The organism is Larkinella fluvii (assembly GCF_051857545.1).
Classification (GTDB): Bacteria; Bacteroidota; Bacteroidia; order Cytophagales; family Spirosomataceae; genus Larkinella.
Genome location: NZ_JBPZHB010000002.1, coordinates 468,649 through 481,132, shown reverse-complemented (window position 1 = coordinate 481,132; position 12,484 = coordinate 468,649). Strand labels below are relative to the sequence as shown.

Here is a 12,484-nt window from a genome sequence, read left to right as displayed (position 1 = left end):
CATCGTTCATCATTCATCATTTCCATCCATGACTTTCGAGCTTACCAAAGAATACGTAGAGCACATTCAGACGGCTATTGAAGCCCATGACGACGAAACGTTGCGGGCGGAAATGGAAGAACTGTATCCTGCCGATATTTCCGGAATTCTTTACGAACTGGATACCGAGATGGCCCGGTATCTGCTGGCCTTGCTCGATAAAAAAGTTGGTTCCGAGATCTTAACGAACCTGGAAGTCATCGATCGACGGGAATTTCTGCAAAGTTTCACGTCGGAAGAACTGGCGCAGTATGTCGACGAGATGGATTCCGATGACGCCGTCGACTTGCTGAACGAGCAGCCCATCCAAACCCGCGAAGAAGTGATCGCGCTCCTGAGCGACCGCGAACAGGCCCGGTTTATTCTCGATCTGCTCCACTACGACGAGGATGTGGCCGGCGGTTTGATGCAGAAGGAGCTGATCAAGGTCAACATCAACACGACGGTCAATCAGTGTATCGAAGAAATCCGGCAACAGGCTGAGAATGTGGAGAATGTCTACTCGGTCTATGTCATCGACGATGCCGATAAACTGCTGGGCCGGGTTTCGTTGAAGAAAATTGTACTGGCGCGAAAAAACGCCAAAATCGCCGATATTTACGAAGAGGACGTCATTTTTGTCGAAACCTACCGACCGGTTCAGGAAGTGGCTGAAGTGATGCAACGCTATGACCTGGACGCGGTGCCGGTAGTGAATGTGCAGGGACGGCTGCTGGGTCAGATCACGATTGACGACGTGGTGGATGTGATCACCGAACAGGCGGAGCTTGATATTCAGGCTATTACCGGGATTACGGGGGACGTTGAAGAAGAGGATGATACGATCTGGAAACTCGTCGGTGCCCGGCTGCCGTGGCTGATTGCCGGAGCCGTCGGGAGCCTGATGGCGGCTACGGTGATCAATACATTCAATGTCCAGTTGAGCAAAATCGCGGCTCTGGCGGCTTTCATTCCCATTATTGGCTCCACCGGTGGCAACGTCGGTATTCAAACCGCATCGCTGATTGTGCAGAGCCTGGCCGAAAAGTCCGGCCTAAGCGCGACCGTGGGGCAGCGGCTGGCGAAAATGGTGCTGGTCGCCCTGATCAACGGCCTGATTATCGGTTCGTTAGCGGGTTCCTATTGTATGCTGATCGGTGAACCACGTCTGGTGCCGGTCGTATCGCTGGCCCTGCTGGCGGTGGTTTTGCTGGCGTCGTTCATGGGCACCATCACGCCCATCGCGCTCAACCGGTTCGGGATCAATCCCGCCATCGCATCCGGTCCGTTCATCACCACCGTCAATGACCTCATCGGCATCGGCGTTTATTTTCTGATTGCCAGTTTGGTGCTGAGTATTTAAAAATATCCGGTTTACGGTTTTCCGTTTACGGTGGGTGACGCGTGCTTGCTGTCGCACGTAGTGTAACGCGTCAGCCACCGTAAACGGAAAACCGTAAACCGTAAACCATTCGTCCCTGTGATTGCAGTCATCCAACGCGTTTCAGAAGCCTCCGTCACCATCGACGGACACATAAAAGGCCGGATCGGTACCGGTTTTCTCATTCTGCTGGGCATCACCCACGCCGACACCCGCGAAGACCTCGACTGGCTGAGCAAAAAAATCGTCGGTATGCGGATTTTCAGTGATGCCGACGACAAAATGAACCTGGACCTGAAAACCGTCGACGGTTCGATTCTGCTCATCAGCCAATTTACGCTCCACGCCAGTACCAAAAAAGGCAACCGCCCCTCCTTCATCGATGCCGCCCGGCCCGAAGTGGCCATTCCCCTTTATGAACAGATGATTCAGCAACTGTCGGCCGAGTTAGGAAAACCGATCGAAACCGGCGAATTCGGCGCGGACATGAAAGTCGCCCTAGTCAACGACGGCCCGGTGACCATTGTCATCGACTCGAAAAACCGGCAATGATGCTCCCCCCGGTTCAAACCGGGGGCTACAACATGAGTCATCCCTCCGGGATTTCAGCCCCCCTTTATTCATTTTCACCCCCGGTTTGAACCGGGGGCTACAACATGAGTCATCCCTCCGGGATTTTTAAATTTGATCATTTCGCAGCCATGAATCTTGTTGTAGCGGTGATTCCAAACCTGCCTAATAAGGCAAAACCGAATTCCGTAAGGATGACCATTTCGTAGCAATGGATTCCAACCCGCCCAAAAAGGCAAACCCCGAGCCAAACAAATCCCGGAGGGATGACCCATGTTGTAGAAATCCATGCCGCGCAAAAAACCAACAATCCCGTAGGGATGAATCATGTTGTAGCCCCCGGTTTGAACCGGGGGTAAAGATCCAGGTGAGGCTAAAATCCCGGAGGGATGACCCATCCACATGAACAGATTTCCCGAAAATCAACGAGTCCGTATAATCATTATGGTTTCTGACGTGAAGCAACTGCAAGCATCTCAGTTAATTAGCCGATCGATCGTGTCTACATGATTTTTTCTTGACTATTTATAGGATGAAAATCACAATTTGTTAACCCGCTTCAGTATCAGTAAAATTCAATTATTCCCTTTCTTCGCAGCCGAATTGAAACCGTCGACCTGGAGGTCTCAAAGGCTCAATTATCCGAACAGAAGATGCCGTAATTGAATTACGGCCGTAAACTAATGTACTAGTTTACCATTCCTGCTACTAAACCCTTCTAAAAGGCATCCACTTTGAGCACAAGTGTAGACCATATGGTAATCTTATTATCAAATCATGTGATTGCATAGAGTAAAATAATCTAAGAAAGCCTTTTTTTAATCACACAATTTCGGTGTCTGATTATCAGTGCAGTAATCCCGATCGCCGATGAGGTACCGGGCTCTGTTCCTTTGATTTCATCCTAACACCCAACCGTTGCAAAAACAAACTAACCAATTTTTTATCTATCCATTTTATGAAAAAACGCATACGAAAAACCGGTCTTCTGACCCTGCTGCTGACCGGTTGTCTGGCTTCGGGTTATAGCCAGACGACACTCGCCTATGGCGGGCAAAACCGACCGGTGTCGGACCGGAAAACGGTGGAAAAACCGGCTCCCGCTGATGTCAATATCGAAGGACGCGTAACGGAAGGCGAAAAAGGCGAGGGAATACCGGGTGTCAGCGTCGTGCTGAAAGGAACGACCAAAGGAACTACGACCGGTGCCGACGGTTCCTACCGCCTGGTCGTTCCGAATACCGACGCGGTGCTCGTGTTCAGTTTTGTGGGCTACGAGTCGCAGGAAGTAGCAGTGGGCAACCGTACCAGCCTGAACGTTTCGCTGAAACCGGACACCAAAACGCTGAACGAAATCGTGGTGGTGGGCTACGGAACACAGAAAAAAGTGAACCTCACCGGTGCCGTCGATCAAGTGACGAGCGAAGTGCTCGAAAACCGGTCGCTGCCCAACCTGACGCAGGGTTTGCAGGGCACCATTCCGAACCTGAACCTGAAGATGGGCGATGGCAAACCAACCCAATCGCCGTCCTATAACATCCGGGGAACCACCTCCATTGGACAGGGCGGCAATGCGCTGGTGCTGATCGACGGGGTAGAAGGCGACCCGAGCCGGCTGAATCCGAACGACGTTGCCACGGTTTCGGTGCTGAAAGACGCGGCTTCGGCGGCCATCTACGGTGCCCGGGGTGCGTTTGGTGTGGTGCTGATTACGACCAAAAGCCCGACCAAAGACCGCACCAGCGTGACCTACTCGCTGAACCACTCGATCAAAAGCCCGACGAGCGTGCCGGATTTCGTAACGAACGGTTACACGTTTGCCAAAATGTTCAACGAGAGCTGGTCGGCCTGGAACGACTACTCGCAAACACCCCAGAACGTCAACAAAACCGTACGGTTTTCGCAGGCCTATCTGGCAGAACTCGAACGGCGCAACAACGATCCGAGTCTGCCCCGAACCGAAGTCGATCCGGCCACGGGCGAGTACGTCTATTACCACAGCACCGACTGGTATAAAGAGCTGTATAAGAAGCAGAACAGCGCCACGGAGCACAACCTGTCGGTATCGGGAAGCAGCGGCAAGGCCGACTTCTACGTAACCGGGCGGTATTACAACCAGGAGGGTTTGTTCCGCTACAATTCCGATGATTACAAAATCATTAGCTTACGCGCCAAAGGATCGATTCAGGTGTTTCCGTGGCTGAAAGTGTCGAACAACGCCGATTTTTCGTCTATGAAATACCACAACCCGCTGAACGTCGGTGAAGGCGGCAGCATCTGGCGGAACATTTCGGACGAAGGCCACAACATGTCACCGATGTTCAACCCGGACGGAACGCTTTCGTATTCAGCGGCTTATACGGTCGGCGATTTCTGGTACGGCAAAAACGGCATCGACATGGACAAGCGCGTGTTTCGGAACACCGCCGACTTTGCCACCAACTTCTTCGACAACCAATTTCGGGTGAATGGGAACTTCACATTTCAGAACACCGATGATAACGAATACCGCACCCGTGTTCCGGTGCCGTATAGCCGCAAACCGGGTGTGATCGAGTACGTTGGCGTGAATACCAACGACCTCCAGAATATTTTCCGGGAAACGCTCTATACCGCGACCAACCTCTACGCCGAATACGAACCCAAAATCAACGCGAACCACTACGTAAAAGCACTGGTGGGTTACAACTACGAAACCTCGAACTTCCGCCGGCTGGAAGCCGTTCGGAACGGGTTGATTTATGAAGATGCCCAGGACATCAACCTGGCCCTGGGGCAGGCCATCACCACTGCCGGGGGCATGGAAAAATGGGCGATTGTCGGCGGTTTTTACCGGCTGAATTATTCCTACAAAGACCGCTATCTGCTGGAGGTGAATGGCCGATACGACGGATCGTCCAAGTTTCCGTCGGGGCAGCGGTATGCCTTCTTCCCCTCGGTTTCGGCGGGCTGGCGCGTGGCCAACGAGCCTTTCTGGAAAGTGTCGCCGAAACTGATTTCTGACTTGAAAATCAGAGGGTCATACGGTTCATTGGGCAATGGGACGATCGCTTCTTATGCTTTTCAGGAAAAATTCTCCATTTCGCAGTCGGGGCGGATTCTGAACGGCGTGCGGCCCCAGAAAACCGGTCAGCCGAGCGTGATCCCCGACGGGCTGACCTGGGAAACGTCCACCACCGCCGATCTGGGTCTGGATCTGGGCATGTTGAACAACCGCCTGACGCTAACGGCGGATGCTTACGTCCGGAAAACGACGGATATGTTTACGGTTGGCATGACGCTGCCCGCCGTTTTTGGAACCGACGTGCCGAAAGGAAACTACGCCGACCTGACCACCAAAGGCTGGGAAGCGGTTCTGGCCTGGCGGGATAAAGCCAACGTGGGTGGCAAACCGTTCGGCTACGAAGTCCGGCTGACGATGGCCGATTATACGGCGAAGATCGACAAGTATAACAACCCCAACAGACGGCTGACGGATTACTACGCCGGGCAGACCGTGGGCGAAATCTGGGGTTATACGACCGAAGGATTTTTCACCTCCGCCGACGACATCAAAAACTCCGCCAAGCAGACGCTGTTCAAAGCTTCCAACACCAACCAGTTGCTGCCGGGCGACATCAAATTCCGGGACATCAACGGCGACGGCGTGATCGATCCGGGCGACAATACCGTGGACAAACCGGGTGATAAAACCATCATCGGTAACTCGACGCCCCGCTACACCTACGGGATTATGCTGAATGCCGACTGGAACAATTTCTTCTTCTCGGCTTTCTTTCAGGGCGTTGGCAAACAGGACTGGTGGCCGGGCGCAGAAGCCGGCACGTTCTGGGGAGCCTACAACCGCCCCTACAACCGGATTCCGACCTGGCACCTCGACAACATGTGGTCGGAAGCTAACCCGAATGCCTACTTGCCCCGGCCCCGGGGTTACGTAGCCCAGAACGGCGCGGGAGAACTGCGCCAGGAGCAAACCAAATACCTCCAGAGCCTGGCTTACCTGCGGCTGAAAAACGTTCAACTGGGCTACAGCCTGCCGAAACTGCTCATCAGCAAAGCCGGGATGAGTAGCGCCCGGGTGTTTGTGTCGGCCGAAAATGTCCTGACGTGGGCCGCGCTCTACAAACGCACGAAAGATCTGGACGTGGAAAGTGCGACGGAATCGGATCGCGTGTTGACCAGCGGAACAAGTGGAAACGGCCACAATTACCCGATTCTGAAGAGTTTCACGATGGGCCTGTCCGTTACTTTTTAATCTTACAACCAGCAACACCATGAAATTACAACATATAGGACTTCTTCTGGCCGGTCTGCTTTTTGCCGGATGCAGCGAACTGGAGCAGATTCCGGAATCCACGGCCTCTAAAAACTCCGTTTTCAGCAGTGAACGAGGACTGGAGTTATACGCCAATTCGTTTTACGATAACCTGCCAACAGCCAACGACATCATTCGGAGCGACGAAATGGCCGATTTTGCGGCCCGGACGCAGGTGCCGGACTTGATTCGCGACGGGGCTTACGGTCCTCGCCAGAGTTCCGGCTGGTCGTGGACGGCTCTGCGGAACATCAATTACTTCATCGAAAACGCGACCAATCCCGCCATTCCAGCCGACGTCCGGCGGCATTACATCGGGCTAGCGCGGTTTTTCCGGGCCTTGTTTTATTTCGATAAAGTGAAGCGGTTTGGGGATGTGCCCTGGATTAACAAGGCGATGGGTGTGACGGATCAGGATTTGTACAAAGGCCGGGATTCGCGCGTGATGGTGATGGATTCCGTGCTGGCCGATTTGAATTACGCGACGCAAAACATCCGCACGACTTCCGATAACTCGCGGACGCTTATTACCAAATCCGTCGCCAACGGCTATAAATCCCGAATCTGTCTGTTCGAAGGCACGTTCCGGAAATACCAGACGTCGTATAAACTCGAAAGCACCGCCGAAAAGTGGCTGACGGAATCCGTTGCGGCTTCCGAAGCGGTGATGAAAGACGGCGGTTTTTCGCTGAACGAAGCCGGTGGCACTGACAAATCGTACCGGCAATTGTTCATCAACAAGACGCCCGTAACGAATGAAATCATGTTATCAGCCGTCGTCGATCCGGCGTTAAGCGTTTTCAACGATGCCAACTGGTGGTGGACCAGTGCGACCTACGGCGCGCGCGTCAGCCTGACCCGGACCTTTGTCAATACGTATCTGAACCTCGACGGAACGCCGTTTACCAGCAAAGCGGGGTATAAAACCCTGACGTTTATGGAGGAAGTGAAAGGGCGTGACAAACGATTGCCGCAAACCATCCGGTCGGGCAACTACACCCGCGTCAATGGCGGAGCGGTGGAACCCGCGCCACCGGTTTTCTCGTACACCTACACCGGGTACATGCCGATCAAATGGACGCTCGACGACACCTATGCCGACGGCGGAACCCGAAACGATAATTCGATTTCGATCATGCGGTATGCCGAAATTTTGCTCAATTATGCCGAAGCCAAAGCGGAACTCGGTACCTTTACGGATGCTGACTGGACCAAAACGATGGGTGCGTTGCGGAAGCGGGCCGGTATTACGGGCGGTTTAACGGCCAAACCAACCGCGGCCGATCCCTATCTGCAAGCCAACTATTTTCCCGGCATTTCGGACCCCTCGCTGCTGGAAATCCGGCGCGAACGGGGCATCGAACTGGCGCTGGAAGGTTTCCGTTTCCCGGATCTGATTCGCTGGAAACGCGGGGAGTTGATGGAACAGGTCTGGAACGGTTTTTATGTCCCGGCCCTCGACAAACCGATGGATTTGAACGAAGACGGCAAGAACGACGTGGTGTTCTACAAAGTGAAACCGGCGACGCAACTGGCGGGCATCACCTACATCAACGTCGCCGAAACCGTCAATGGCGTGCCGAATCCGCAGCGGTTGTCGAACGACACCTCGGGCGAACTGACGTGGCTGAGCAACATTCCACGGAAGTGGAACGATAAATATTACCTCTACCCCATCCCGGAAAACGACCGGCTGCTGAACCCGGAAATCGGGCAGAATCCGGGGTGGTAATAGAGAAAAAAGAGTTATTTCGCAGAGTTTAGCGGAGTAAATCAGAGTTTATCAGAGGAAGAAATTGCTTTTTTTCTCTGATAAACTCTGATTTACTCCGCTAAACTCTGCGAAACAATTTCATATCTAACTTCAAAACATGAAACCAACAATCCTACTCCTGCTTTGCACCTTTTTAATCATTCAAGACGGTTTTTCCCAGAAAGACACGCCGATTACCATTGCTACGTACAACATCCGCTACAACACCAAAAATGACGGCATCAACGCCTGGCCCAACCGGAAGGAAGAGGTCAAAGCCCTGATCCGTTTCCACGAATTTGATATTTTTGGCACCCAAGAAGCCCTGCGGGATCAATTGGACGGGATTGCTGAACTCCCCGAATTTGCCTTTTTTGGGGCTGGTCGTGACGATGGGCAACAGGCGGGGGAACATTCGGCCATTTTCTACAAAAAGGACCGCTTCGAAATCCTGAAATCCGGCAATTTCTGGCTGAGCGAAACGCCCGACAAACCCGGCAAAGGCTGGGATGCCACCTGCTGCAACCGCATTTGTTCGTGGGCGCAGTTTCGGGATAAAACCACGAAAAAGAAGTTCTACTTTTTCAGCGTTCACTTCGACCACCAGGGCGTGAAAGCCCGGCAGGAATCCGGCAAACTGATGGTGCAGAAAATAAAGGAAATCGCGAAAGACGAACCCGTCGTGCTGGTGGGGGATCTGAACTCGACGCCCGAAACCGAGCAGGTGAAAGCCATTGAAACGATCCTGAGCGATTCGTACAAGGCCACAGCCCAGCCGCCCTACGGCCCCGTCGGAACCTTCAACAGTTTCAAGTTCGACGCGCCGATGAAAAACCGCATCGACTATATTTTCGTCAAAAAAGGCATCGATGTGCTGAAATACGGCGTTTTAACCGACGCCAAAGACCAACGATATCCGTCCGACCACCAGCCGGTTGTGATCAAGGCCATTATCCGCTAATCTGGACGATCGCTACGATAGACATGCCGGGGGCTTTCGTTTACCGTGTAAAAAAAGGGAATGTAAAATGACAAATGATGAACGCCAAATGTAAAAGTTAGGAGCTAACGCACACCACTTTTACATTTGGCGTTCATCATTTGTCATTTTACATTCCTTTCTATCCCTTCCAAACCGCCCGCAAATCCAGCAGATACAATTGCCGTCCATTGCCGCCGTGGGTGGAGTCGATGCAGACGAAATTGCCGTCGTTGCTCGTGCGGGGGTGCAGATCGCAACGCCACTCGGCCACATAGCTCTCTCCCGCCGGAAAATGCCCGAGGTCGATCCGCCGGTCGGTGGGCAGGTGATAGAGGTAGGGCGTCTGATTCCGGCTTTTGGCATTGGCGTAGTTGTCGTTCAACAGCCATTCGTTATTCCGCCCCGGCACATACGTCTGATGGCCGTTGACGGGCATTTTGTCGGATTTGATCGGCTCTATTTTTCCGGTTTTATCACCCAGCAAATAGAACGACTGCGGCTGGCCTTCCGGTTTCGTAAAGGCACAGATGGTGGTCGGATCGCGCCAGATGAAATGCGAGGTAAAACCGGAGGGATCGATGATGAAGCGGTCGGTGCCGTCGGGATTCATCGTAAACATCCGGGTGACGAAGTTGGTCCGGGCCATCACCTGCCGGTCTTCGCGTTTGGCCCGCCAGCGGTGCAGGAAAGTCAGCCGGGTTCCGTCCGTATTGACCAGTAAGTGATTGAACCAGTGAAAATTATCCTCCACCGATGCACCGTTGTGCGGAATAGAAGCCGCGTCGGCCAGCGACAGAAGCAGTTGGGTTGCCCCGGTTTTTAAATCCATCCGATACAGACCGATTTCTCTGGGTGCCTTGACATCGTAATACGGATCGCGAATTCCGGCATAACCGTAACCGGGTCGCAGATCCTGAATCCGGCTAAACTCCGTGCCAATGGCCCAATTCCCATCCGGACTCAGGGCATACACCGCCACCGGCAACGTCCGTTTTTTGCGGGTGAATACATCGACAATGTGGCTGACATACTGATTGCCCACACGGTCGTTCCAGATCACTTCCGACGCCGAACCCGGCACCCACTGCAACATGCAGCCCTGCTGCCAGCCCCACGCCCGGCTTTCGCCCAGTTCCGTCCAGGAATCGTTTTTCTGCAAATCGATCAGGCCAATTTTGATGACATCATCGCCCACCGGCGAACGCCCTTCGAAACCGACTTTCATGCCCAGCACATAGCGGTTTGACGGATCGAATTGCCGTTTGTCGTAATAGCCGAACCAGTGAAAACCGGGGCCTCTCGTCAAAGCCCGAACCGGAACCTCCAGCGGTTTTCTTATCGCCTGACTAAATGTCAGTCCGCCCAAACCGGCCACGGCGGTTGTCTTCAGAAAATAGCGACGGTTCATATCTAGTTGAGCGCTTTTTATTTTTCAATGGTTTTTCAGGATTCTCCACCACGCCAGGGCCCTATTTCTACGGATTCCTCCGGGAAATGAAAGCCGGGAAGTGTTAAGAAATAATCACGAAGGCACAGGAAATGTGAAGAAATTGTTACAATAACCCGAAAACTTTTTCTTTATTTGGGCTGAGGGTAGATTTGCCGACCCATCATCTTTCAAGCTCGTGACCGATCAGGAGACTCACTTATGGCAAGCTTTTCGTGAAGGAGACCGGAGCGCCTTTGAGGCTTTGTTGCGTACCTACTATCAGCCCCTGTACGAATACGGCACCAAATTTCTGAAAGACCGGGATCAGCTCAAAGACTGTCTGCACGATCTGCTGGTGAATTTATGGGAACGGCGAACGTTTTTGAACGAAACCGAAAATCTGAAACTGTACCTCTTCAAGGCCCTTCGCAATCAGATCTTTAAGGAAAAACATAAAGCCGGACAATTGGCCAGTCTACCCGATTGGGAGGAAGGCGAACCGGAAGCCGACGATTACGCCGAAAACCTGATCATTCAGGACGAAACCACCCGCGAAAAACAATTCCGGGTACAGCACCTGATTGGGCGGTTGTCGAAACGGCAGCGCGAAATCCTGCATTTGAAATTCTACGAAAACCTTTCCAACGAACAAGTTGCGGATCTGCTCAGCATTTCCCGACCGGCGGTGGCCAACTTGCTCTATCAAACCCTCAAACAGTTCCGGGAAAACTGGCATCTGCTGTTTATTTTCTGGGCGGTTTTTTGAACACATTCCCTCGCTTCTCCCTCATCCTCAGGCGTCTTCCAGTTTCCTTAATTTTTTTTCAACTTTTTTGATTATCTCGAAGGTCTTTTTAGACTATCCTCATAGAAAGCCGCCAAATCAGTGCTTTGCCATGAAGGAGTACAAGGACTATAACCTCGAAGATTTTCTGTTTGATGAAAAGTTCCAGCAATGGGTTCGCTCGGGTTCACCGGATCAGGTGAGCTTCTGGCGGAAACTCACGGCGGCTTATCCCGATAAAAAAGCCGAGTTGGAACAGGCCCGCGAGGTGATCCTGAGTTGGCAGAACCAGCCGCCTTCCCTGTCGGAACAGGAGCTGAATCAGGAAATTCACCGGGTGATGAAAAGCACCGAGGTGGTTGTCGATGAACCCGCCCATCGCCCGTTCTACCGGCTTGGCTGGTGGAAAGCCGCAGCCGCAGTCGTGTTGCTGGCGGGGCTGGGGTGGGGTGTCTGGCGGCAGGTGTTGGCCCCGGCAACCTACTCCTACGAACAATTGACCCGCGCATCGGAACAGCCACTTCGGGAAGTCGTGAATCCGAAAGTGACGCCGTTTGTGGTGACTTTACCCGACGGTAGCCGCGTCACGTTGTCCGAAAACAGCCGCATCAGCTACTCGACCCGGTTTGACCGGGAAACGGCCCGCGAGGTTTTTCTGACGGGCGAAGCTTTTTTTGAAGTCACCAAAAATCCGAAACGCCCGTTTCTGGTTTACACCGACGGCCTGGTGACCCGCGTCGTGGGGACGAGCTTTACGGTTCGTTCGGCCGACGCCAAAGTGTCAGTGCGGGTCCGATCCGGGCAGGTGGCGGTTTACCGGATGCGGGAGGCTGATAAAAAAGCCCGCAGTGAAGAACAGATCCTGCTCACACCCAACCAGCAGGCCACTTTTCTGGAGAAAGAAAACCGCCTGACCCGGTCGGTAGTCGAGAATCCGGCGCCCCTGCAAAAGGATCTCCCGATCAACGAATTTCAGTTTGATAATACTCCGATTTCAAGCGTTTTCGCCCTGCTGGAGAGAACCTACGGTTTGCCGATTGTCTACGACAAAACCGCCCTGCACAACTGCTATCTGACGGTGCCGATGAGTAATGAGCCGTTTTTTACGAAGCTCGACATCGTCTGCCGCACCATCGGGGCCACCTACCAGGTCTACGACACCCAGATTGTCATTACCGGACCAGGATGTGACTAGCCTCTTCCCATCTTAACCCTGAATCTATGCAAAAAACGTAGACGTTCTTCACAAAAA

9 protein-coding genes are annotated in these 12,484 nt (G+C 53.1%); 7 read left to right on the top strand and 2 right to left on the bottom strand.

What is annotated here, in order from left to right; all coding sequences use genetic code 11:
* Positions 1-28: 28 nt before the first annotated feature.
* On the top strand, positions 29-1,381 hold the full coding sequence (gene mgtE, locus ACS5NO_RS06035; protein ID WP_114405560.1) for a magnesium transporter: 1,353 nt from the start codon (positions 29-31) through the stop codon (positions 1,379-1,381).
* A 117-nt stretch (positions 1,382-1,498) separates the two neighbouring features.
* Positions 1,499-1,951: a D-aminoacyl-tRNA deacylase gene (dtd, locus tag ACS5NO_RS06030; protein ID WP_439414293.1), complete on the top strand. Its 453-nt coding sequence runs from the start codon at positions 1,499-1,501 to the stop codon at positions 1,949-1,951.
* Between the two features lie 74 nt (positions 1,952-2,025).
* Here the strand turns inward: dtd and ACS5NO_RS06025 are convergent, their stop codons facing one another.
* Entirely contained in the window at positions 2,026-2,298 is a 273-nt protein-coding gene (locus ACS5NO_RS06025) for a hypothetical protein (RefSeq protein ID WP_439414292.1), read from the bottom strand.
* Positions 2,299-2,927: 629 nt separating this feature from the next.
* On the opposite strand from ACS5NO_RS06025, the gene ACS5NO_RS06020 reads away from it, so the two are divergent.
* The 3 genes from ACS5NO_RS06020 (at position 2,928) to ACS5NO_RS06010 (ending at position 8,998) form a co-directional block, all read left to right on the top strand.
* Entirely contained in the window at positions 2,928-6,224 is a 3,297-nt protein-coding gene (locus ACS5NO_RS06020; RefSeq protein ID WP_439414291.1) for a SusC/RagA family TonB-linked outer membrane protein, read from the top strand.
* 19 nt (positions 6,225-6,243) lie between these two features.
* Positions 6,244-8,016, top strand: a complete 1,773-nt coding sequence (locus tag ACS5NO_RS06015; RefSeq protein WP_439414290.1) for a RagB/SusD family nutrient uptake outer membrane protein — start codon at positions 6,244-6,246, stop codon at positions 8,014-8,016.
* Positions 8,017-8,155: 139 nt separating this feature from the next.
* Positions 8,156-8,998 carry an endonuclease/exonuclease/phosphatase family protein gene (locus tag ACS5NO_RS06010; RefSeq protein ID WP_439414289.1) on the top strand — a complete coding sequence of 281 codons (843 nt, stop codon included), beginning with the start codon at positions 8,156-8,158 and terminating at the stop codon, positions 8,996-8,998.
* Positions 8,999-9,158: 160 nt separating this feature from the next.
* On the opposite strand, the gene ACS5NO_RS06005 is transcribed toward ACS5NO_RS06010, so the two are convergent.
* Complete coding sequence (locus tag ACS5NO_RS06005) at positions 9,159-10,427, bottom strand: hypothetical protein (protein ID WP_439414288.1); 1,269 nt, start codon at positions 10,425-10,427, stop codon at positions 9,159-9,161.
* Between the two features lie 217 nt (positions 10,428-10,644).
* On the opposite strand from ACS5NO_RS06005, the gene ACS5NO_RS06000 reads away from it, so the two are divergent.
* Positions 10,645-11,214, top strand: a complete 570-nt coding sequence (locus ACS5NO_RS06000; protein WP_439414287.1) for an RNA polymerase sigma factor — start codon at positions 10,645-10,647, stop codon at positions 11,212-11,214.
* A 130-nt stretch (positions 11,215-11,344) separates the two neighbouring features.
* Complete coding sequence (locus ACS5NO_RS05995; protein ID WP_439414286.1) at positions 11,345-12,427, top strand: FecR family protein; 1,083 nt, start codon at positions 11,345-11,347, stop codon at positions 12,425-12,427.
* Positions 12,428-12,484: the final 57 nt, after the last annotated feature.

What these genes read in the sequence shown, in the direction of transcription:
- mgtE (WP_114405560.1), top strand. Translation starts at nt 29, where the DNA reads ATGACTTTCGAGCTTACCAAAGAATACGTAGAGCACATTCAGACGGCT.
- ACS5NO_RS06025 (WP_439414292.1), bottom strand. Translation starts at nt 2,298, where the DNA reads ATGATTCATCCCTACGGGATTGTTGGTTTTTTGCGCGGCATGGATTTC.
- ACS5NO_RS06020 (WP_439414291.1), top strand. Translation starts at nt 2,928, where the DNA reads ATGAAAAAACGCATACGAAAAACCGGTCTTCTGACCCTGCTGCTGACC.
- ACS5NO_RS06015 (WP_439414290.1), top strand. Translation starts at nt 6,244, where the DNA reads ATGAAATTACAACATATAGGACTTCTTCTGGCCGGTCTGCTTTTTGCC.
- ACS5NO_RS06010 (WP_439414289.1), top strand. Translation starts at nt 8,156, where the DNA reads ATGAAACCAACAATCCTACTCCTGCTTTGCACCTTTTTAATCATTCAA.
- ACS5NO_RS06005 (WP_439414288.1), bottom strand. Translation starts at nt 10,427, where the DNA reads ATGAACCGTCGCTATTTTCTGAAGACAACCGCCGTGGCCGGTTTGGGC.
- ACS5NO_RS05995 (WP_439414286.1), top strand. Translation starts at nt 11,345, where the DNA reads ATGAAGGAGTACAAGGACTATAACCTCGAAGATTTTCTGTTTGATGAA.